Origin of the sequence: Streptomyces sp. NBC_01450 (genome assembly GCF_036227505.1) — a bacterium.
Classification (GTDB): Bacteria; Actinomycetota; Actinomycetes; order Streptomycetales; family Streptomycetaceae; genus Streptomyces.
Genome location: NZ_CP109481.1, coordinates 2197361 through 2218794 on the forward strand (window position 1 = coordinate 2197361; position 21434 = coordinate 2218794).

The 21434-nt window shown below is 67.1% G+C and carries 23 protein-coding genes and 2 pseudogenes; 16 read left to right on the forward strand and 9 right to left on the reverse strand.

Translation table 11 applies throughout. The annotated features are described in order from the left end of the window. Window positions 1-195: 195 nt before the first annotated feature. From istB to OG568_RS58640, 3 genes are all read right to left on the reverse strand, one after another. A complete protein-coding gene (istB, locus tag OG568_RS58630) occupies window positions 196-1014 on the reverse strand; it encodes an IS21-like element helper ATPase IstB (protein WP_329533421.1) in 819 nt (272 codons plus the stop codon). Then, window positions 1014-2294, reverse strand: a complete 1281-nt coding sequence (gene istA / locus OG568_RS58635) for an IS21 family transposase (RefSeq protein ID WP_329533422.1) — start codon at window positions 2292-2294, stop codon at window positions 1014-1016. Before istA ends, istB begins: the two co-directional genes overlap by 1 nt. Window positions 2295-2374: 80 nt before the next feature. Beyond that, window positions 2375-3139, reverse strand: a complete 765-nt coding sequence (locus OG568_RS58640; protein ID WP_329538111.1) for a helix-turn-helix transcriptional regulator — start codon at window positions 3137-3139, stop codon at window positions 2375-2377. 92 nt (window positions 3140-3231) lie between these two features. Here OG568_RS58640 and OG568_RS58645 point away from each other — a divergent pair, with 92 nt between their 5' ends. The 5 genes and pseudogenes from OG568_RS58645 (at window position 3232) to OG568_RS58665 (ending at window position 6635) form a co-directional block, all read left to right on the forward strand. Next, entirely contained in the window at window positions 3232-3597 is a 366-nt protein-coding gene (locus OG568_RS58645; RefSeq protein ID WP_329538112.1) for a VOC family protein, read from the forward strand. Between the two features lie 71 nt (window positions 3598-3668). Then, window positions 3669-4674: pseudogene (locus tag OG568_RS58650) on the forward strand (IS481 family transposase). Window positions 4675-4838: 164 nt separating this feature from the next. After that, complete coding sequence (locus OG568_RS58655; protein WP_329538113.1) at window positions 4839-5006, forward strand: hypothetical protein; 168 nt, start codon at window positions 4839-4841, stop codon at window positions 5004-5006. After that, window positions 5003-5158, forward strand: coding sequence for a hypothetical protein (locus OG568_RS58660; RefSeq protein ID WP_329538114.1), 156 nt, complete (start codon window positions 5003-5005; stop codon window positions 5156-5158). Before OG568_RS58655 ends, OG568_RS58660 begins: the two co-directional genes overlap by 4 nt. Before the next feature lie 700 nt (window positions 5159-5858). Beyond that, window positions 5859-6635 (forward strand): G1 family glutamic endopeptidase, encoded by a 777-nt coding sequence (locus OG568_RS58665; RefSeq protein WP_329538115.1) that lies wholly within the window; start codon window positions 5859-5861, stop codon window positions 6633-6635. 500 nt (window positions 6636-7135) lie between these two features. Here the strand turns inward: OG568_RS58665 and OG568_RS58670 are convergent, their stop codons facing one another. Together OG568_RS58670 and OG568_RS58675 are read right to left on the reverse strand one after the other, a co-directional pair. Beyond that, window positions 7136-7693 carry a GNAT family N-acetyltransferase gene (locus OG568_RS58670; RefSeq protein WP_329538117.1) on the reverse strand — a complete coding sequence of 186 codons (558 nt, stop codon included), beginning with the start codon at window positions 7691-7693 and terminating at the stop codon, window positions 7136-7138. Window positions 7694-8058: 365 nt separating this feature from the next. Beyond that, the gene (locus OG568_RS58675; protein ID WP_329538118.1) at window positions 8059-8940 is read right to left on the reverse strand and encodes an NAD(P)-dependent oxidoreductase; all 882 of its coding nucleotides are present in this window, start codon (window positions 8938-8940) and stop codon (window positions 8059-8061) included. 96 nt (window positions 8941-9036) lie between these two features. On the opposite strand from OG568_RS58675, the gene OG568_RS58680 reads away from it, so the two are divergent. Together OG568_RS58680 and OG568_RS58685 are read left to right on the forward strand one after the other, a co-directional pair. After that, complete coding sequence (locus tag OG568_RS58680) at window positions 9037-9399, forward strand: winged helix-turn-helix transcriptional regulator (RefSeq protein WP_329538120.1); 363 nt, start codon at window positions 9037-9039, stop codon at window positions 9397-9399. A 136-nt stretch (window positions 9400-9535) separates the two neighbouring features. Continuing rightward, window positions 9536-10237 carry an alpha/beta hydrolase gene (locus OG568_RS58685; RefSeq protein ID WP_329538121.1) on the forward strand — a complete coding sequence of 234 codons (702 nt, stop codon included), beginning with the start codon at window positions 9536-9538 and terminating at the stop codon, window positions 10235-10237. 178 nt (window positions 10238-10415) lie between these two features. On the opposite strand, the gene ltrA is transcribed toward OG568_RS58685, so the two are convergent. Both ltrA and OG568_RS62030 read right to left on the reverse strand, forming a co-directional pair. Continuing rightward, window positions 10416-12173, reverse strand: coding sequence for a group II intron reverse transcriptase/maturase (gene ltrA / locus OG568_RS58690; protein WP_329538122.1), 1758 nt, complete (start codon window positions 12171-12173; stop codon window positions 10416-10418). Window positions 12174-12760: 587 nt separating this feature from the next. Further along, window positions 12761-13562: pseudogene (locus tag OG568_RS62030) on the reverse strand (IS5 family transposase). Window positions 13563-13849: 287 nt separating this feature from the next. Here OG568_RS62030 and OG568_RS58705 point away from each other — a divergent pair. From OG568_RS58705 to OG568_RS58720, 4 genes are all read left to right on the forward strand, one after another. Beyond that, entirely contained in the window at window positions 13850-14197 is a 348-nt protein-coding gene (locus tag OG568_RS58705) for a hypothetical protein (protein WP_329538123.1), read from the forward strand. Between the two features lie 1654 nt (window positions 14198-15851). Next, window positions 15852-16307, forward strand: a complete 456-nt coding sequence (locus OG568_RS58710; RefSeq protein WP_329538125.1) for a hypothetical protein — start codon at window positions 15852-15854, stop codon at window positions 16305-16307. A 270-nt stretch (window positions 16308-16577) separates the two neighbouring features. Continuing rightward, window positions 16578-16775, forward strand: a complete 198-nt coding sequence (locus OG568_RS58715) for a hypothetical protein (protein ID WP_329538126.1) — start codon at window positions 16578-16580, stop codon at window positions 16773-16775. A gap of 168 nt (window positions 16776-16943) precedes the next feature. Next, window positions 16944-17792, forward strand: a complete 849-nt coding sequence (locus OG568_RS58720) for a class I SAM-dependent methyltransferase (RefSeq protein WP_329538127.1) — start codon at window positions 16944-16946, stop codon at window positions 17790-17792. On the opposite strand, the gene OG568_RS58725 is transcribed toward OG568_RS58720, so the two are convergent. Next, a complete protein-coding gene (locus OG568_RS58725; RefSeq protein ID WP_329538128.1) occupies window positions 17717-18046 on the reverse strand; it encodes a hypothetical protein in 330 nt (109 codons plus the stop codon). The genes OG568_RS58720 and OG568_RS58725 overlap by 76 nt on opposite strands. Window positions 18047-18093: 47 nt before the next feature. Beyond that, on the reverse strand, window positions 18094-18432 hold the full coding sequence (locus OG568_RS58730; protein WP_329538129.1) for a thioredoxin family protein: 339 nt from the start codon (window positions 18430-18432) through the stop codon (window positions 18094-18096). Window positions 18433-18596: 164 nt separating this feature from the next. Between OG568_RS58730 and OG568_RS58735 the strand changes: the two genes are divergently transcribed. The 5 genes from OG568_RS58735 to OG568_RS58755 all read left to right on the forward strand — a co-directional run bounded on the left by OG568_RS58735 (window position 18597) and on the right by OG568_RS58755 (window position 21390). Further along, window positions 18597-19478, forward strand: coding sequence for a serine/threonine-protein kinase (locus OG568_RS58735; RefSeq protein ID WP_329538130.1), 882 nt, complete (start codon window positions 18597-18599; stop codon window positions 19476-19478). A gap of 339 nt (window positions 19479-19817) precedes the next feature. Then, complete coding sequence (locus OG568_RS58740) at window positions 19818-20114, forward strand: hypothetical protein (RefSeq protein ID WP_329538131.1); 297 nt, start codon at window positions 19818-19820, stop codon at window positions 20112-20114. Window positions 20115-20216: 102 nt separating this feature from the next. Beyond that, complete coding sequence (locus OG568_RS58745; protein WP_329538132.1) at window positions 20217-20396, forward strand: hypothetical protein; 180 nt, start codon at window positions 20217-20219, stop codon at window positions 20394-20396. Then, window positions 20393-20953: a hypothetical protein gene (locus OG568_RS58750; RefSeq protein ID WP_329538133.1), complete on the forward strand. Its 561-nt coding sequence runs from the start codon at window positions 20393-20395 to the stop codon at window positions 20951-20953. Before OG568_RS58745 ends, OG568_RS58750 begins: the two co-directional genes overlap by 4 nt. 2 nt (window positions 20954-20955) lie before the next feature. Further along, window positions 20956-21390: a hypothetical protein gene (locus tag OG568_RS58755; RefSeq protein WP_329538134.1), complete on the forward strand. Its 435-nt coding sequence runs from the start codon at window positions 20956-20958 to the stop codon at window positions 21388-21390. Window positions 21391-21434: the final 44 nt, after the last annotated feature.

The following is a 21434-nucleotide window of genomic DNA, read 5'->3' on the forward strand; positions in this document are numbered from 1 at the left end:
GGCAGTAGTGCTCGCACGTCCTCCAGATGCAGGAAGCGGATCGTTACCTTGCGGCCAGTGGCGGATTCTTCATGGTCGTCCGGGACGAGTCGTAGGCCAAAGATCCGTTGCGCTCGCTCGATCTGTCGGCGGCGGCTGAATCCTGACCCGGTGTGGGCGGTCGAGTTCTGACCCACCGGGTCTGGTTGCCGGTGTTCAGTCGGTGTCGTGTGTGGCGGTGGGGACGCGTCCGAGTTGGCGTCCTCGCATGCGGTAGGAGTCGCCTTTGAGGGAGTGGACCTCGGCGTGGTGGACGAGGCGGTCGATCATGGCGGCGGCCACGGTCTCGTCGCCGAAGACCTCGCCCCAGCGTCCGAAGGGTTTGTTGCTCGTGACGATCACACTCGCTCTCTCGTATCGGTTCGAGACCAGCTGGAAGAACAGGTTCGCGGCCTCGGCTTCGAAGGGGATGTAGCCGACCTCGTCGACCACGATCAGCGGATAGCGGGACAGTTTGGTGAGCTCGGTCTGGAGGTGTCCGGCGTGGTGGGCGGCGGCCAGGCGGTCGACCCATTCGGCGGCGGTGGCGAACGCGACCCGGTGGCCGGCCTGGCAGGCGCGGACCGCGAGTCCGATCGCCAGGTGTGTCTTCCCGGTTCCCGGCGGTCCCAGAAAAACAGCGTTGTCCTTCGCGGCGATGAAGTCCAACGTGCCCAGATGGGCGAGCTGTTGGCGCGTTATGCCGCGCAGATGGGTGATGTCGAGTTCCTCGATCGTCTTGATCGCGGGGAAGCGGGCGGTGCGGATGCGGGCCTCGCCGCCGTGGGACTCGCGGGCGGAGACCTCCCGCTGGAGGCAGGCGACGAGGAACTCGGTGTGGGTCCAGGTCTCCTTCAGGGCGCGTTCGGCCAGGCGTTCGGCGGCGTCCAGCAGGGCCGGGGCCTTCATCGCCCGGGCCAGGAAGGACAGGTCGGCGGCGGTCTGACGGCCGGTCCTGGGCCCCGCCGCCGCGGCGGCGGTCTTGGTGGTGGGCATCAGGAGACCTCCGGATCATCGGCTTGGCCGCCGCCCTCGATGAGGGTGAACATGCGGTCATAGGAGTCGAGTTGGCGTTGTTCGACCTCGACGAGATCACTGGCGGTGGCGGCGTTGTGCCGGCGGGCGGCCTGGGCCTGGGAGGCTTGGTGGTGGCGGTAGTCGCCGCGCAGAACGGCGGCGGCGCGGGCATGGACCGGGTCGGTGATGGTCTGCTGCTTGGCCCAGCACCGTGGATGGCGGGCGACTTCCGCCCCGCCGGGGGCGAGGGTCACGACGACCTCGTCGGTGTCGGTGCGGACCTGGACTTTCTTGCCGATGGCCAGGGGGTGCACGGAGTAGTCGCAGGTGTCGACGCGGATGTAGTGGTCGCGGCCGATGCGGGTGGCGAAACGCCACCAGCGCGGCGGGTCGACCGGCGGCAGCGTGAGCATCTGGGCCCGGTCGGCTTCCCACCGGTCGACGGGGCGGGCGCCCAGGGTGCGGTGCTGGCGCCGGTTGGCGATGGCCAGCCAGGCGGTCAGCTGGGTGGTGAAGTCGTCGGGCCCGGTGAAGGTGCGGCCCGGCAGGAAGCTCGTCTCCAGGTAACCGTTGGCCCGCTCCACCAGCCCTTTCGCTTCTGGATCACGGGGCCGGCAGAGGTAGATCCGGGTGGCGAGCAGGCCCGCGAATGCGGCGAAGTCGCCGGTCACCTTGCCGCGGCCGATGCCGGCCTCGTTGTCCCAGACCAGCATCCGCGGGACCGCGTTCCAGCCGGTCAGCAGCTTCCAGTGGCCGTCGATCAGGTCGCCGGTGGTGCGGGTGGGCAGCATCCGTGCGGCGATGATCCGCGAGTATCCCGAGACCATCACGAGCACTGGAGGACGGCCGGACTGCCCGTATCCGAGCGGGATGTCGACGGGTGGGAACCACAGGTCGCACTGGGCCAGCTCGCCGGGCTGATAGGTGGTGCGTGAGACCGGATCGACGGGCAGATAGGCGGGCCGCAGCTCGCGTACGCGTTCCTTGAGGACGGTCATGCCACGGTCCCAGCCGATCCGCTCGGCGATCACCGTCGCGGGCATCGTCGGAGTCTGCTTCAAAAGCTCCCGGATCTGCGGCTCGACCGTGTCGACCGCCGAACCCTTCGCCGGCCGGGAGTAGAGCGGTGGCCGGTTGGTGGCCAGGGCCCGCTTCACGGTGTTCTTCGAGATGCCCAGCTGCCGGGCGATCGCCCGGATCGGCATCTGCTCGGCCCGGTGCAGCCTGCGGATCTCTGCCCAGTCCTCCACGGAAATCACCCTCTTCTCCTGACCTTCGATCAAGATCAGGTTGGTCAGAAGACCACGAAGTGGGTCAGTTTTGATCCGCCGTCAGAGGGTCACGATTCACCCGTCGCCGACACGATCTGGGTCTGGTCGATGGTGGCGCTGACCTCTATCGCGTGGTTGTGCTCCCACTGATCAATGAGCGCTGCAGCGACGGTGGCCAGGGTCTGGCTCTCGCGGATCCGTCGTGGCTGATCGACTTCTTTCCACGTCGTGATCCGTTCGAGTCGGTACATCCGTGGCACTCGGGCACAGTCGGCGACGAGGTACCAGATGCCGGCCTTGGCGAACAGCCCGTAGGGATCCACGACCAGGTCGCGTGGGCATGACTCGCGTGGGCTGTCGTACTCGATCCGTAGCCGGCGACCTCGCCGCACTGCGCCGATCAGCGAAGCCGGAGTCGTGCCGGAAGCTCGTGCCTGACGCCAGGGACGGCTGTCCACGTGCACTACGTCGGTGAGCGGCAAGAGCTCATGAACTCGACGTGGCTGTGTAGCGACGATCTTGGAGAGCGCGCGCTGGCTTTCGACCGATGCGTTGAGCTCCGCACGTTGCTTCTCATCCAGCCCGGTGAGCGACAGATGATCACGCTCGCCCGGTGTGAGTCGCGTGAGGTCGAGCCCGGACCCGGGCAGCATGGTCACGCCTCCGAGGCGGCCCCGGTGTGCGGTCACCGGCAGACCGGCGTCGCGGAGCCAGTTCAGGTCTCGGGTGATGGTTCGAAGGGACACTCCGAGCGCTGAGGCAAGTTCCTGTGTGGTCACGGCATCCCTCGATTTGAGGAGCAGCATCAGGGTGAAGAAGCGATCTGGGGTCACACACCAATTTTTTCAGGAATTGCGACACGATGCGGCGCATATCCCGGTCAGGCTGGTGGATGCGTACCTACGACCTGTGAGAAGGAACAACCATGACCACATCCGTCGTGTCCATCGTCTACGTGAACGACGCGCCCGCCGCAGCTCGTTTCTACGGCGACCTCCTCGGCATGAGCCCCTCGTTCGAGACTTCGGGATACATCACATTCGACCTCGGGCCAGGCGCTGACCTCGCTCTGTGGTCTGGCCAGTTCGAGGATCTGTCACCGGACGTCCCGCGCACCAGTGAGGTTTGCCTGGCCATCGACGGTGGACCCGACGAGCTCAACGCGACCTTTAAGCAGTGGAATTCCAAGGGGGTCACGATCCTGCGCGAGCCTCATGATGCGGGGTTCGGGCTGACCTTCCTCGCAGCCGATCCTGACGGGAACCGTATCCGCGTCGCACCGCAGGACTGAAAGGCCGCAATGCGGCAGGCGCGCACGATGGGTGTCGCGCCTGCCGTCGTCTGACTTCGAGAGGACGACGAGTGCCCCACGCGAATGCGCCCCTGAGCGTCGAGGGCCGTAGGCAGCTCGTGAAGCGGTGCCAGACACGTCCCATCGCCCACGTCGCCGCTGAGATGGGCATCTCTCGCGCATGCGCCGGCAAGTGGGTAAATCGCTGGCGGCTACACGGTGATGCGGGATTGCAAGACCGGCCGTCGAGTCCGCACCGGAGTCCGAACGCGACTCCAGCATGGGTCATCGAGCAGATCGAGTCCTGGCGCCGCGAGCACAAGTGGTCCGCGCAACGGATCTCCGACGAACTTGTGAGTATCGGTTTTGTGATCAACCGGCGAACTGTCAGCCGACACCTGACCCGGCTCGGCCTCGGCGAACGCCGCTTCATCGACCCAGGCGGTGAGAACAACCGGAAGCTGGGGAAGACCATCGCCCGCTGGCCCGGACACATGGTGCACCTGGATGTGAAGAAGGTCGGCCGGATCCCTGATGGCGGCGGGTGGCGGATCCACGGCCAGGACAGCGATCAGGCCAAGGTCGCTAGTCGGGCGAAGTCGGCCGGGGCGAAGCGTGGCTACGTCTACCCGCACTCCGTCGTCGATGGTTTCTCACGGCTCGCCTACACACAACCGCTGGGCGATGAGAAGGGCGTGACGGCTGCTTGTTTTCCTCGCCCGGGCGAAGGTCTGGTTCGCCGCCCACGGCATAAACCACATCCACCGGGTCGTCACCGACAATGGCGCTTGCTACCGCTCCGGCGACTTCGCCCGCATCGTCGGGCAAGGCACCCGGCATCAGAGAACCAAACCATACACACCTCGGCACAACGGGAAGGTGGAGCGCTACCAGCGCATCATGGCCGAGGAAGTCCTCTACGCCCGCGAGTTCACCAGCCAGGACGCCCGGTCAGCCGCGATCACAGTGTGGAACATCCACTACAACTACCACCGGCCGCATAGTGCTGCCGCCGGAAAGCCGCCAGCAGCACGCCTCCGCGAGAGCGTCACCAACGTCGAGCCCTCATACACCTAGGCCACGCACCCTGGGCACCGGGGATTCCTGCCGCAACCGAACCGGCGGAGGGCTGAGCAGGCGTACGGGATCCTGATACTGCACCGGCGCCTGGCCCGTGACTACGAGCACCGCACCACCTCGTCCGTTTCTCGCGTCCACTGGCCGATGATCGTCGCGCGCGGATGGACGGCCTGCAGACCCGGCTGCGTGAGGCCGGGACACACCTCGAGCACCTCGCGATCACCCACAAGACCGTCATCGGCCTCGCCGACCGGCTCCCCGCATCCCCGCCGGAGCTGCCCGAGTACACCCGGACTACCCGCGCATCTTCGCTGTCTTCAACGAGGTGACCGGCCCCCTGCGAGCCAAGGACGTCAGCCAGGCCTTCGGCCACGACCTGCTGCCGAAGCTCACCGAAGGCGCCTGGGCCAAGCTGAAGCGCCTGGTCAAACTCGGCATCCTCACCGAAGCCGACACCGGCAACTTCGCCAGGAAGCAGTAGTCGGCGCCGCGGCCAGCACCCCTGCCCCGAGAATCACCCTAAAGCGGGCATTAGCAGGCTAACTATCCCAAGAGAGCTAGTTAAGAGTTTTCCTGCATATTTACTGCGATTGGGGCATGTGGAGGTGCGGTCGACCTGCAGGTATTGCCCGGCGCGACTGCAAGTGGCGCTCTGGGCATTAAGGGTCCGGACTTGCCAGCCTTGATGTCCGAAATGACGGCTTTTGCGGGTGGTCGCAACGTATTGAAACGGTGCTAAATCTCCCAAAACGCCCTCCGACTCTCCGTCGGCATTGTGACGAAGCGACGTGGTGACGACCATCACAAAACACTTGTCATCGCTACCAGTGGGATGAAATATCCGAGCAAGTCGTCGCCGGGCCGGAGCCCACGACGCCGCGCGACGAGCCAAGGGATCGTCGGCAACTCGTCGCCCCTGCGGCGTGTTCGTGTCACGTAGGTCCGCAGCACGACGTCTTCCGGACGGCATTGCCACCACCAGTGCCCGTAGACCGTCCGCAGGGACGGTCCCCTCTCACCCGACTTGAGTTCCACATCTCGCAAGGAGACCGGTCATCGTTATGCGAATAGGCAGCGCAGGCACCACACGGCGCACCCCGGCCGCATTCGCGGCAGCAGGGCTGGTTCTCGCCGCGACAGCTCTTTCCCCGGCGGCCTCCGCAGCCACCGCGATGCCGACTGTGCGGTTCGACCCCACGGCCCAGCAGCAGTCAGGCGGCTCGAACTGGGCCGGCTACGTGACCCAGGGCAGCTTCACCAAAGTCACCGGCTCGTGGACGGAGCCGCATGTCGTCTGCCATTCCAAGAACGACATGTTCGCCCCCTGGGTCGGGCTGGACGGCTGGGGCTCACACACGGTGGAGCAAGCTGGGGTGCAGACCGACTGCTCCAGCGGCTCTCCGGTGAGAACCGCTTGGTACGAGATGTATCCGGCCCCACCGGTGTACTGGCAGGATCCGGTCTCCGAGGGGGACAGCATGACCGCGTCGGTCACCTCCGATGGCGCGGGTGGCTACTCGCTGGCCCTGACCAACAACACCAAGGGTTGGACCGAGCACGTCAAAAAGACGCTTCAAGCAAAAAATGTCAGCGCGGAGGCGGTGATCGAGTCGCCCAACCAGGCCTATCCGGAATTCGACAGCGTGCGTTTCACCCAAGTCACCGTGGACGGAGGGTCCATGGATGCCATGGCGCCGCAGGCGCTGCCCAGTGGCGGCTATACGCCGGGGCCGCTGCTCAACGGCTCGTTCACCATACAGTCGGGCAGCTCGTACCCGCAGTCGGGTAACCCGTACCCGCAGTCGGGTAACCCGTACCCGCAGTCGGGTAACCCGTACCCGCAGTCGGGTAACCCGTACCCGCAGTCGGGTAACCCGTACCCGCAGTCGGGCAGCCCGTACCCGCAGTCGGGCAGCCCGTACCCGCAGTCGGGCAACCTGTACGCACCTCGGTACTGACCTTGCCCAGCCCGCTCTCACCTGAGGATGTTCATCTACCGAACGCGGTCGGCGCCATGGACTCCGACGCGTACACGGGGGGGGGTGTGCGCGTACGGCAGGTTACTTGGGCACACTGCCGAAGGGCTTCCGGCACCGGCTGGTGCGACGGCACGGAGCGGTCGCACCGCCCGAGGCCTCCTGACCGAGTTCCCTCGCCCCGCCACACCAGCAGACCACCGGCCGCGGATCGGCGGATTCCGCCCCGCACCCACACCATCAGGCGACGAGGGGCGGCCTGGTCTGGACGATCCACCGCCGACGCAGTGCAACGGCTACCGCGCCACTGCCCGTCCACGAGAGATTGCCGGCGAGTTCTGAGAGGGCGGCTCGCCCGGAAATGGCGCTCGAGCTTTTGAGGTGGTCCTCGAAACGCCGATCGAGCCCGCGGGCGGCTGCGGCGGCACCAGCATCGCGGCGACCTACTCAGTCCACCTTGGCCATGCGCTGATCTGTCTCGTTCAGCGCCGCTCCCACTCCGCCCGAGTGAGTTCGTACTCGACCTCGCCGTGTTCGGAACCAGGAATCACCTCCGGCCAGTCCCCGGTGTAGTTCCGGAGGAAGGACAGTCCGGACTTCTCCATCACGCGTCGTGACGCCCGGTTGACCGCCATGGTGTTCGCGGTCACCCGCTCCACCCCGAACTGTGTGAAGCCCTTGTCGATGAGGGCGCGTGCTCCCTCCGTGGCATAGCCGCGGCCCCAGGCGGCCTTGTTGAGCCGGTAGCCGAGTTCGACCACGGCCGGCTTGTCTTCGTTCAGCGGCCGGAATTCGAACCAGCCCAGGAACACCTCGGTGTCCTTCTCCTGGGCTGCCCGGTATCCGCGGGTTCCGAAGCACGGGTGGTTGTGCAGAAGTCGCGGCAGGATCCGTTCGAGGATCGCTTCGCGGCTCGTGGGCCGACCGCCGTCGATGAAGCGCATGACGTCGGGGTCATTGTCGAGCGCGAGGAGGCGGTCGACATCGTCGCGGGTGAACGGCCGCAGCACGAGCCGGTCAGTTTCCAGGAAGACACGCATGACGCGATCCTCGGTGACACCGACTGGGAAACTCCACCGGGTTTCGCCGCGGCCGCAGGGTACAGCCATGCCGTGGTTCACCTTTGCCGAGACAGGTCTGGTGGCCAGTCGTCTCGCCCCCACCAGCCTGCGCTCCGGAACAGGGCGGGACGGAGCCCCACAGCGCAGCGGCAGAGGCCGCCGGCGAGGGGAAAGGAAAGTGGGGAAGCCGAAACCAAGCCGCAGTGTCCGATTGTCCGAATGGCGCGCGGATGGCCTACTGGCACTGCCGATGGCCAACTAGGGCGTGCTGTGAAAGTGCTGGTCACAGCCTCTCGTTGAGGACTGTGATCAGCAGGGTCGCTTCTGTGGCGGCAAGTGGCTGGTCAGTTCACCAGCAGGTCGATCACTCCCGTCAGGTCCTCTTCACCGCTGCCCTCGGCCAGGCGGCGGCGCAACAGCTCGAAGTACGGGCTGAGCAGTTCCGGGCTGACACCCTGCTGCTCGGCGGTGCTCAGGAAAGTAGGCGTGCCAGCCACCTGCATGGCGAGGTTGGAGACGACGCCCTTGGTGTAGTCGCCGCTCCGCAACTGATCGGCGGTCTGGTGAACTGCCGGGGCCATCGCGACGAGCCAGTCGGCGAGCAGCGGGGCGAGCGCCGCGGGGTCTATGTCCTCCTTGCGGATCAGGGCGAAGGCGTGTGCGGCCCCGGCGAACATCCCGTACATGGCGCTGAGAAGGGCCACGTCGTGCAGGGCCGCGAAGCCCGCGTCCTCGCCGACGTAGGTAGTGCCGGCCGGGATGCTCAGGGTCTCCTGGTGCCGCTCGAACAGCTCCCGCGAGCCGCTGTAGAAGACGTAACCGCCGGTTTCCGGGACGCCGATCATCGGAGGGACGGCCATGATCCCGCCGTCCAGGTAGCGGGCGCCGCGCTCGCCGGCCCACTCGGCGCGGGCGCGGGCCTGGGCGGGGGTGGTGGTGGTCAGGTTGACCAGGTCCCTGTCGGCCAGGTCGGTGCCGGCCAGCACCTCATCGACCGAGGTGTCGTCCAACAGACAAAGGACGATCAGGGTGTTCGCTGCGACCGCCTCAGCGGCGGTGTCCGCGACCCATGCGCCCTCGGTGGCGAGCGCTGCGGCGCGGGTTGGGGTGCGGTTCCAGACGGTGAGTGGGTGGCCGGCGGCAAGCCAGGTGCGGGTCAGCGCGGTGCCCATCGCGCCGAGGCCCAGCATCGTGACGGGAGTCTTCTCAAGAGGGTTCTGTGCCATGCCGATTAGGCTGGTCGCAGGTCCGGAGGTGATCAAGTACGCACTTGGTAGTGGGTGGTTACCTCGGGGTGAGCGAACACGTCAGAAGGGTGGGGCATGACGACGCTTAACCGGCCGGGCACACCAGACGGACACGTCTGCGGGATCGACACCGCGATGGAGGTGATCGGCGGCAAGTGGAAGGTGCTGATCCTCTGGGCGCTCCACGAGCATCCCCACCGTCGCTTCGGCGAGCTGCGTCGACTGCTTCCGGGGATCACCGAGAAGGTGCTGGCCTCTCACCTACGTGAGCTGGAAGCGGACGGCGTCGTGCACCGCGTCTCCTACGACGAGGTGCCGCCCCGCGTCGAGTACTCGCTGACCGAGGACGGCATGCGCCTCAATGACGCACTCCAGCCGCTGGCCGCCTGGGGCCGCGAGCGGCCGACCATTCGACGGCTAGAGGAGAAGGCGGACTAGGGTCAATACCGTGACTCTGGTGGTGATGTTGGCGGGGTGCTGACACCTGGTCCAGCGTGTATCGGAAGTGGATCACCGGCAAGGCTCAGCGGTCCAGGATCGCACCCTCGGCGGTCGACCTGGGGAGGCGGACCAAGTGGCGAGCGCGGTTTTGGTTCACGGCCTGTATCACCAACCTGAGCACTTCATCCAGGTTGCTGAGGGCCTGCGAACGGCAGGTGTGGACGTGGTTACTCCCGAACTGCATCGGGGCTCCTTGACTGCGGACACGGCGGCAGTGCAGGCCGCGGTTGACGCGCTGGCGGAGCCTCCCCTGGTTCTGGGCCACTCCTACGGGGGATCGGTAATCACCGGTCTGCGCGGAGTCGGGCGTCTGGTGTATCTGGCGGCCTTCGTACCGGATGCGCATGAGAGTGCGGCGAGTTTGGGCGGCTCGTCGCCCCAGTTGCAGTCCGCGATCGAGTCGCAGTCGGATGGCTCTACGCGGCTTCAGCCAAGCCGGGCCGTGGACGCGCTGTACGCAGACTGCCCTGAGCACCTGGCCGCTTGGGCAGCGGGACTGCTACGGGCCCAGGGGGCTGGCTGCGGGCGGGGCGTCCCGGAACGACAAAGCTGGAAACATATTCCTTCCGCCTACGTCGTCTGCGCGGAGGATCGAGCTATCGACCCGGGTCTCCAACGGATCATGGCCGCGCGCTGCGGCTCCGTGCAGGAATGGCAGACAGGTCATTCTCCGTTTGTCGGACGACCGGAGCTGGTCATCGACTTGGTGCAGAAGCTTCTCGATGCCTCCAACACACCGGACGGGGCTATCGGGGGCATCACATCGACTCGTTGATGGCGGCGATGAGGACGGTCGCCTCGTAGCGGACCGCGAGGTTGTCGTATCTCGTGGCCACGACGCGGTGGCGGTCGGGTAGCCGGGTCATGTTGCCATGACCCGGCCCCCTCAGAACCGGGCATGCCTGTTTCCAAGCACCACGGCTCAAGCAAGCCCAAACGCTTCACAGGATCTGCTATTTGGTGGTGCCATCGCGTGCATGAAGTTGCTGATGGCATTCGGAGTGCACGAGTCGAAGATTCTTGACTTCATCAGATCCACCGTCTCGCCGGTAGGTGAAGTGGTGTTTGTGCAACCGCTTCTTCATCGCGTCGAACCAGTCAATCCACTCGCGTGGGCTTTCTGGCTCATATTCCGCGCCGACGATGAGCGCCTGACCACAGAGCGGACAAAGTCCTTTCTGGCGGGCTGCCAGAGTCAGGCTGATTCTGTCCATCGGTGGGGGTGTGCGCGTCTTGCGGCGTTGGCTCCAGTAGTCACCGAGCGTGGGATCGTCAGGTGAGGACTTTCCCTTGACAAGCTGGTGCCGTCTGATGTTGGTCCAGGCGAACTTGGGAAGGTGTGCACCTGTGGTGCGGTCACCGAAGACCCAGTTGTTGTTCTTGGACCGGTTGAGTCTGCCGAAGTACTTGCTGACGATCCAGTGCTTCGACTTCTTCGGGTGGGTGCGTTTGGCCCATTTGTAGGTGAGCGTCCAAACGTAACTATCCAGCGCTGAGAACGTCTTGCTGGATACCACCGTCCGGTAGTACCCAGACCAGCCCCTGACGATAGGGGAAAGTCTGCGCAGTACGACTGTGATGTTCTGCCCGAGGAGAGCCTGCATCTCGGAGCGCAGTCGATTCCGGATTCTCTTCACCGCATCCTTGCTGGGCGTAATGATCAGGCTGTCGCCATGGCGGCGGACATTGAAGCCGAGGAAGTCGAATCCTTCCGATAGATGGAGGATTCGTGTCTTCTCTTCGTTGAAGCGAAGCCCTCGGGGTTCAAGCCAGATGCCCAGTCGCGACTTGACCGTCTCAGCCTCTTCCTTGCTCGTGCAGAACACGGCAAAGTCGTCGGCGTAACGCACCAGAATGGGCGTCCCTTTCGCGGCCCACATCACCTTTCCTTTGCGGGTTGCGAACCGGACGTCTGCGGATTCCTCCATTCCGTGGAGTGCAATGTTGAGCAACAGGGGGCTGATCACTCCGCCTTGAGGTGTTCCCTCGTCGGTGCGAGTGAAGCGTCCGTTGTCGACCACTCCCGCCTTCAGCCACTGGCGGACGAGTTCCCTGGCGGGGAAGCCGCCGACACCGTCGAGCAGGTGGTCGTGGTCGATGCGGTCGAACGCTGCGGCCAGGTCGGCGTCGAGTACCCACTGACGCTTGGCCGCCTTGCCCTTCGCGGTGCTGAAGATCGCCTGGATGGCGTCGTGGCATCCGCGGCCTGGCCGGAATCCGTAGGAGCGTGATTCGAACCGGGCTTCCCACTCAGGTTCCAGCGCATTCTTCACGCGTGCCTGGATTACTCGGTCGCGCATGACCGGGATACCGAGCGGGCGTTGCTTTCCATTGCTCTTCGGGATATAGACCCGCTTGACGGGCTTGGCTCTCCAGGGTTGGGTTTGCTGGCCAATATCGACCGCCATGCGGGCACGCGCCTGGGGGGTGAGTGCCCGTTCCCTGTCGATGCCTGCCGTCTTGCGGCCCTTGCTCTGCTGTGTCACTCGTTTCACACTCACGAGCGTGTTACTGCGGCTCCGCAACATGAGCTTTTGCAGATTGCGGACCTTCTTGAGGTCCCCTTCCTGTGTCGCCTTGAAGATCCGTTGTCTCAGGCGCCGTACGTTTCCCTCAGTGCTGGCCCAGTCGATGCTGTGCCAGTCCAGTGGGTCGCCCTGCGGTCCGTTCACTCCGGAGGTGCGGCCGGCAGCAGGGGCTGTCTGTCGCATGTTCCTCCTTTGCATCTAACTTGTCCGGAAGGTTCTGGCGTCGTTACTCGGGATGGTTCAAAGGCTCACCCGGCCCACGTGGGCACCCTTTCGGGTCAGGTCATTCAGACCTGTATCCGGCGAGTTATAGCCTGGGTTGAAGGACTCCAGGGTTTTCCTCCGACCTTTCGGTCGACCGGCGTTCGCTTCTTGGGCCATCCTGTTCCCGCTGGAGAGTTGGGCCTTCCTTGCGGTTGGCTTACCGGGCCAGAGCCCGGACTCCAACGGGGTTTCCACGTTCCACACACGTAAGTTGCAGCTGGGGTGGGTGCCCCCTCTATCCCGGAACCGGCGGTGTCCTCCTCCCGATCTAAAGTCCTCGGGAGTCGCCTGGCGTGTTCCAACGCCGGGTTCTGTAGCCGCTGATTACGAACCATCGGGCGGCTTCAACCTTACGAGACATCAGCAGGGGTTCACACTGTTCACCCGTCCAGCCTTTCCCTCGCCTGTTGTTCCCCGATGGCCAGGGAACCCTTGGGCTTGAACACTCAGCTTCACACCTCGCTGTTACCAGCGACGCATGTGAGCGCGGGAACGGATTGCAGACACTAATCTGGGGTCAGCACGCTTTCGCTCCCTTCGTGGCTTTCCCACTTAACGTGTGCGACTTCGTGTCGCACCTTTAGGCGGTTGATGCCGCACTCGACCGCGTGCCGAGCCTTGTAGTCCTCCGGGTCGAACTTTGGTGGACGGCCCCCGCGGGAGCCGCGTTTCCTGCGGTTTCGGGCCTGCTCGGCCTTGTCCGGGATCGTGCGGCGAATCCCACGTCTGCGCAAGTAGGTGCGGTACTTTCGGGAGGCGTACGCCTTGTCGGAGCGCACCCGCCTTGGCCTGGTACGCGGTCTGCCCGGTCCCGGCTGGGGCACCCTGACGCGTCAGGACGACCTCGAACTGCGATGAGGCGCCGGCGTTGTCCGGCGGTGATCACGATGGACATGGGCTTCTGTCCCTGCTCGACGGCCAGGTGCAGCTTGGTGGTCAGGCCGCCGCGCGGGCGCCCGATGCCGTGGTCGTCGGGCTCGGTGGCGACGCCGCCGGACGGCTCCTTCTGCAGGTCCCCCTTTTCCGCGCTCCGGGGGCGTGCTGGTGGGCCCGGCAGATGGTGGAGTCGATGTTGAGGTCCCAGGCGATCAGGTCTTCCGCCTCGGCCTGAGCCTGGAGCTGGGTGAAGATGCGCTGCCAGGTGCCATTGCGCTGCCGGCGGCGCAACAGGTCGTACGCCCGGCCCCATGGCCCGTACTCCTCGGGCATGCCGCGCCACGGGAGGCCGGTGCGGACCCGGAAGCGTATGCCGTCGATCAGCTGTCGTTGTTCGGGGTATGGGGCGAGGCGATCTGACGGATGCGGAATGGGAGTGGCTTGAGCCGTTCCTGCCGGTCAGCAATGGCCGTTGTGGCCGTGGCGACACCACCGCGGAGTTCCTCGCCGCACTCACCGGCCACTGGCATCCCGACGCGCAAGCCCGCGCCACCCGGCGCCCCCGGACTGCGCGCCTACCAGCACCCCGCGGCGGCCGCCGGTAGAACGCCGTGTTGATTTTTGCATTTCGCGAACGATGGTTACCCGACGGCCGAACCGTCCTCTCCCGCCTCTTCCCTCCAGCGGAGGAGGTCTTGTCGAGCTTGGAGGGTGTCCGGGTGGGCAGGGCCGAGGACTCGAAGCATGTCCTCGATGACCAGTTCCAGTTCGTTGGCAGCTGTGGCGGGATCTCCAGCCATACCTCGCCAGAAAGCGAGTGGGAGGGCGGCGTTTTCCAAAGTGTGGCGATGCCGACGGCGGCCTGGATAGAAGCTCCGGCCAGCTGTCCCGTGTCGGGGCTGTCCAGCAGCCAGATCAATGGTGTGGAGACGACGCCGATCGCCGCCAGCAGGATGACCGTGATCTTCCGCCCCTGCGACATGCCGGTCCTCCCTCGCTCTTACGCGCCCGCAGCCAAGTCGCTGACGCTCCGCCATTTCGTATTGTCTCGTGCAAGTTTGTTCTGAAACAAGAAACACAGGGCAGCGTGGTCCCGGCGCATACGGTCCGGGCAGCCCGGGGCCGTCCCCTCGGACAGGGTCCGCCGGGCCCCTGCCGGTGCAGAAGCCGCGGTGATGGTGGGGCTGATGTACCGTGTGCGGTCGCCGGGGGATATCGGCCCCAGGTGCCCCCGGCTTCGGCGGCCAGTCGGACGGCAGCTGTACGACATTCCGTCCGTCGGCGGGATGGCCCTCCGCTCCACCGGGCGAGACCCAGGAAATGGTCTGCCGCCTCAGTTTTCCCACGCCCACACCTGGTTCGTCAGGCATTCGCCCATGCACGGCGGAGACCGGCCGATGATGCGAATCATCCTTCTCACCAGGTCGCGCAGGGCGCTGCGAGACACGAGGTTTCTCATTACCTCGCTACCGCGAAGCGATCTGATCGGGATATTTAATGTGGTTTGTCATGATTTTCTGTCAGGTGTCCTGTGGCGCTTGTGTCTTGTCGCTCGGGGGGTGCGGGGCGCTTTGATATGAGGAGAGGCGAACCCGCGAATGAGCGCTCATACTCGTGGACAGGGCGATCTGCCGTGGTATCGGTCAGCTGTCAGCGGCCCGTGGCCGTGTTCAACAGGGTCCTGGTCGGTGGGACGACCCCGGTTCGTGCCGTCGTTGCGTCCGATCCTGTCGGCTCGGGTGGACGGCGTGGGGAGCGCGGCGCGGGGGTGGTATCGGTGGGATGCGCGCTGCTGTCCGGTATGGCGCTGCTGGCGGCCACGGCTCCACCAGTGGCCGCCGCGCCGGTGGGGGCCGTACCAGCGCGGACGCAGAGGGCTGATCCGTCGCAGACCTTCACCTTCACCGGCGCTCCGCAGACCTTGACGGTTCCGGCGGCGGCGGTGGTGACGATCACCGCGGACGGAGCCGGCGGCGCCGACAGCACAGGTACCCCCTGTTCCGTCACGGGGACGGGCGGGTCGGGGGCGCGGGTGGTGACCACCCTCCCGCAAACCACCGCCCCGACAACGTTCACCATCAACGTCGGCGGGACCGGCGGCAAAGGCTGCAATGGCACCGGGGCGGGGGGTGCCGGCGGGTTCAACGGCGGTGCCCCAGGCGGGGGCGTCGTGGTCAGTGGTTCTCAGGCGGAGGGTCCGGGTGGGGGTGGGACGTCCAGCGTCAGTGCGGGCGGCTCCTTGCTGGTGGTCGCCGGGGGCGGCGGCGCTGCCGGCGGCACCGGAGCCGGCTCGACGGGGGGAACGGGGGCAACGGCACGACGGCGGATGGCACCGGCGGTACCGCGGGAAGTGCCACCGGCCCTGGGGCTTCGTCGGGGCAGGGTGGGGGCGGTGGCAGCACCAGCACCAGTACCGGGGGTGCCAGCGGGGCCGCCTGTACCGTCTTGTCTTGTGGCGTCACGAACGGTGGGCCGGGGGGCGGGTTCGCCGGTGCCACGGTCGGTACCGGCGGCACCGGGGGCAGCATCGGCGGTGGCTGCGCCGCCACCAGAACCGGGTCCGGTGGGGGCGGTGGGGGTGGGTACTTCGCCGGCGGGGGCGGCGGCAGCGGCGCCGTCAACAACAGGGGCACCTCGGCGGGCGGGGGCGGGGGCGGTGGTGGTGGGGGCAGCAGCTTCGCCACCCCCACGGGTACCGGCACGTCCTATGCGCTTTCGACGATGGGGACGGCGAACCACAACGGCCAGGTGATCATCTCCTACACGGTCCCGTCTTTGACCATCACCAAGACCCACACCAGGCACTTCACCCAGGGGTGGGATGGCACCTACACCATCACCGTGGGCAACGCGGCCGGGGCCGCCCCGACCAACAACACCACGGTCACCGTGCACGACGCCCTCCCCGCCTGGCTCAGCGCCGACAGCATCCTCGGCACGGGATGGAACTGCACCCTGAACACCCTCACCTGCACCCGTAGCGACGTCCTCCCCGCCGGGAGCAGCTACCCTCCCATCACTCTGAAGGTCGACGTCTCCTGCAGGGCCCACGCCCAGGTGACGAACACCGCAACGGCCACCGGGGGCGGCGACACCACCACCCGCACCGCCACCGACCTCACCAAGATCAAGCGCCACGAGCACGACGAGCGCTGCGAGCGTCACGACCACTGGTAACCCAACCGGACTGTGCCAACGGCGGGGCGCGTCCACCACGACAGCCCTGCCGTCAAGCACGCGCTGCTGATCAGTAGCGGGAGCTCCGCGAGCGCCAAAGCCGACAGTGGTTCATCAGCGGAAGGAAACGGTCACACAGATCGTCCACCGGCTGTCCTCCTACAGCGCCAAGCACTGGCACACCCAGCTCAGCCGGTTCACCGGCACCAGACGCGGCTACGAGGCCCCCGAGAGCGCCGGGCTCGACGTCAAACTCGACACCCTCTTCAAGTGGCTGTCGGATCCCCCCTGCGGATCGACGGAAGCCGCGGCGACTGGAGCGACATCGAAGCGCTCTGGCTGGCCGGTGACCTGCGCGACGAAGACTTCGAGGACCACTTCATCGACGACGTCATCGTCGCCGACATCGGCGAAGGCACAGACGGATGGGAATTCTCTGGCAGCAGCTACTCCGTTGAACTCAGGTGACACACCAGATGGGAAGCCGCGTGTGAGCACCAGCCCTGAAGAGCCCGCGTTACCGCTGATCACCGTGCACGCAGAGGCAGTTGCAAGTGTCCGGCGCCGCGTGTCCGATCTCCTTTGAACCTGGCTCCACTCATCGGCCCCTTGGAATCGATCCTCTAGGCTGGCGTGGTGACTGATGAGCAGGAGCGGGTGCAGCCGTCGGGAGTGTGGGCCACGGCGGTGGGGGTGGCCAGGGTGCGGGCGCTGGAGACCGAGCGGGAGAACGCGCTGTTCCGCGACCCACTGGCACAGGCCTTCGCCACCGCCGGCGGCCTGTGGCCCTCCTCGCCGCCGCCCGGTGACGAGGCCGCGCGACGCCGCCGACTGGGCGTGGCGTTCTCCATCGTCATCAGGACGAAGTTCCTCGATGACCTGTTGCGGCAGGCCTCCGCGTCCGGGGTCCGACAGGTCGTGCTGCTCGGCGCCGGCATGGACAGCCGGGCCTTCCGGATGGACTGGCCCGAGGGCACCCGCCTGTTCGAGGTCGACACCGCCGCGCCACTGGACTTCAAGGCTTCGGTGCTGCGCCAGGAGCGGGCCGTCGCACGCTGTGAGCGGATCACCGTCGCGGTGGATCTGCGTGAGGACTGGCCAGGCGCGCTGGCCGCCGCAGGGCACGACCCGGCGGTGCCGACCGTGTGGATCGCCGAAGGACTGCTGATCTATCTGCCCGAGGACGCGGTGGAGCTGCTGCTGGCCCGGATCAGCGCGCAGTCGGCGGCAGGCAGTCGGATGGGGCTGACATTGGGCTCGCGCGGCGTGATCGAGCGCTTCGGCGCGGACGCCGTGCCGGGATCGGCGGCGTCCATGTGGGTTTCGGAGATGCCCGACGACCCGGTGGGCTGGCTGGCCGGGCACGGCTGGGAGGCCGGCAGCCACACCCTGCGCGAGCGCGCTGCTGCCTACGGCCGCCCGATCAGCACCCCGCCGCAGAGCGAGGAGCGGCCCGGCGGACTGATCTCGGCGGTCCGCCGGTAGAGCGTCTCGACCGGGTCTACTGTCGCGCGGAGCCGGTCGGGCAAGACGATGTCGGGCAAGACGACGTCGGGCAGGTACCGGGCGTTCTGGTGCCGGACGTTGGTCTCGGCGACGACCTCAGGCCGTCGGGCGTGGATCGTGACGTCGCTGCCGACGTCGGCGAACGCCGGTTGGTCCGGCCGCTCGTCGATGTACTCCACCGTGAGCCCGGCCGCGCGCGTCTGCTCCACCACCGACGCCCGCAGCCCGCGCACTACGGCTTGCGTGAGGGACGCGGCGGCCGCAGTGCCGTGGCGACCGCTCAGAGGTGGCCGTCCAGGAACTCCCGTACGTCGGCGATGGTCATAGGCCCCGTGCCGTGGGCCACCACCTCTCCCTCCTTCAGCAGGACGTAGGACGGGGCTCCGGTGATCCCGTATCGCTTGGTCGCGGACGGACAGCGCGTCATGTCGGTGCGGACGGCCGTCAGGCGGCCCGTGTACTCGTCTGCGATGTCACCCACGACGAGGTCCATCGCCCGGCAGGGCTCGATTGCCTTGGGCCATGTCCCGGTGAAGTATGCGAGGACCGGGACTCCGCTCATCCCGAGGATGAAATCGAACTCCGCGTCCTCACGGGGTTGGTGAACCCGCTTCGCCATGGAAGCTCCAGTCCTCGCGTTCCGTCATTGCATCCCCATCTTCCCCCGCGCGGTGGGGCAGGCTGAGTCCGGTCGGTCGTCTGGCTGATTGATGGGCGCGTGAGAGAGTTGCGGTTCCGACCTGCGCGGTTGGGGTGTTCGGCCTGTGGGGGGCGTTGTTGTCCATGCGTGTTCATCCTGCGCGGCCTGGTGATCCGGGCCGGACCGGCCCCTACCGGCTCATCGGCCGACTGGGTTCGGGCGGCATGGGAACGGTCCATGCGGCCCTGGATCCCGGCGGGCGGCGGGTGGCGGTCAAGGTCGTCCACCCGGCGCAGGCCGGCGACGAGGAGTTCCGGGCCCGGTTCAAGCGGGAAGTCGAGGTGTCCCGGCGGGTCACGGGGCCCTGTCTGGTGGCGCTGCTCGCTGCGGACCCCGGCACGGCCGTTCCCTGGCTGGCCACCCCGTACGTGCCCGGCCTCACGCTCGGCGCGCACATCGCCGCGCACGGCCCGCTGTCCGGGGCCCGGCTGTACGCGCTGGCGGTCGGCACCGCGGCCGCGCTGGCGGCCGTCCACGCAGCCGGGGTGGTGCACCGCGATGTGAAGCCGGGGAACGTCATCCTGGCGCCGGACGGGCCGCGGGTACTGGACTTCGGCATCGCCCACGCCCTGGACGGCACCTCGGTTACCCGGACCGGCGTGATGACCGGCACCGCGGGCTGGATCAGCCCCGAGGGCTACCGCACCGGCGCTGTGGGGCCGACCGGGGACGTCTTCGCTTGGGGAGCACTGGTCGCCTACGCCGCCACCGGACGGCTGCCCTTCGGCACCGGCGCACCGGCGCACCGGCGCACCGGACGCGGTCGCGGTTCGGGTGATGTCCGGCGACCCCGACATTGCCGGGATCCCCGACGACCTCCTGACCCTGGTGACGTCCGCGCTGGCCAAGACACCGCAGGAGCGGCCCACGGCCGCCCCGCTGGCCGGGCGGTGCACGGTGCTTCTCGCCGCCCAGACCACCCAGGTCCTGCAGCCGGGGGCCGAGGCGCCGACCCTGGTGGGTGACTTGGTGATGGCCGGATGGGAAGGCCTGCCGGCCGCCGAGGACGACCCGACCTGGACCCTGGCCCGGCGCCGGGTCGCCCGCCGCCGCACCTGGCTCGTTGCCGCGGCCGCCGTCACCGGGTTCGTCGTGGCCGCCGCCGGCGCCTACCTGATCGTGGAACAGAACCAAGACGGGCAGCGGGGCAGCACGCGGGCCGGGGCGGCCACGACGGCCTCCGCCACGGCCTCCCCCGGCGAACGTTCGGGAGCGGTGACCGCCTCCCCGGCAGCAGGCACCCCGGAAGCCGGCCAACAGGCACCCCGGAAGCCGGCCAAGAGGAGAAGACCCCGGCGGCGCCCGTGTCCGCCACGTGCCTGCCGGGCACCTACAAAATGCCCAAGGGCCCGGCGGGCTGCGAGCCCAAGAAGGACATCTGCGCCGTCGGATCCGCGTCCTACGTCAAGGACATTGACAGCCTGTGCGGCGGCCCGCCCACCCTGCAGACGATCAACATCATCTCCGAGCCGTCCACCGGCGGAGACCCAGGTGTCCTGTACTGCGTGGCCTGGACCGGCAGCGGCAGCGGCAACGGCACCTCGCGTGACGCCGTGCTGCTGATGAACGCCCCCGGCTACCAGTGCGGCACCGTCTACTGACACACCGTCCCGAAGGCCGGAGACCCCATTGCAGGACCACGAAGAAGGTAACGGGGGGAGCGCAACCCGCTGCAGGACGTGCTGTGGGCAGCACGGCCTCAGGTGAGGAATCCCGGCCGTGCGCGGCGTGAACTGGCCAAGGAATTCGACCTGTCCGATCACCTCAACTACCCGGACCGCTTCCTGGCACTGCTGGACAGGGTATGGACCTGGGCGACGACCTGCGCAGCGCCTGGGACCCTGCTGCTCGAACCCTGCGAGACGACATCGCACGCCACGTGATCAGGTTCCAGGAGGACTGGACTACCAAGTACCTCGTCGAACAGCTCCGCGCGTTCGAAGCCCCGGACTCCCGCTTCGGGCACTTTCTCGAGGGCCTGGCGTCCCCCGCCGCCCTTCCTGACGAGCAGGCCCAGCACCGATTCGTCGAGCCGGCCAACCGACATCTGCAGCCCGTCGACGCGCAGCTGCGTCTGGAAGGGGAAGACGACGGCTACCCCCTGTTCCAGCTCGTCCAGCTCGTCCAGGTTGGTCGCGGGGCGCGCCGGCGGCCTCGGAATCTCACCTTCGCCACCTTGGGCAAGCCCGACATCCGCTTCACCAGTGCCCTCGACAACGACATCGAGATCGCGGAACGCGCCGACCAGGTCCTGATCTACGACCGCCCGGTCGGCAAGAACGGCCTGCTCCGGTGTGACCTGCTCACCTGGTGGCAGGAGACCCGGGAGAGCAGCGATCCCGAGCAGGCGAACCGGTCCCTCTACGGCCGCATGCGAGCCTCCCTGCCGGCCAAGTCCGAGGGACAGAAGAACCTGTTCTGGCTCTACCACAACAACTAGGCGTGCGCGCTCTGCAGAACCTGCGCATGGACTTTCTCGTGCTGCTGCCCGGAAACCGACGTGTCGTGCTGGAGGTCGACGGCATGCAGCACTACACCCGTAATGCCGAGGCTGAACCCGACAGCGCGAAGTACGCGACCGCGATGGCTGGCGACCGCGACCTGAAGTTCTGTGGATACGAAGTCTTCCGGTTCGGCCACGACGAACTCCGTGACCGTGACGGCGCCCGCCCCGTTGTCACGGAGTTCTTGTGCAACAGCCGCGGCTCCCGGGGTCGACAGCACGCCGGCGAGTACGACCGCAGCCGCGGCGGGGCCGGCGGCGGCGCAGTCCGTTCGCGTTACCGGTCCCCCTGTACGACGGCAACGTGCTCCCCACCGACGACCCCTCCCAGCGTGATCAACCCGAAGATCATCCCACCCGGTCAGTCAACGTGACAGCGCCCTGCGTAAGCCGCTCTTGCCGGCGTCCAGGTCGGGCA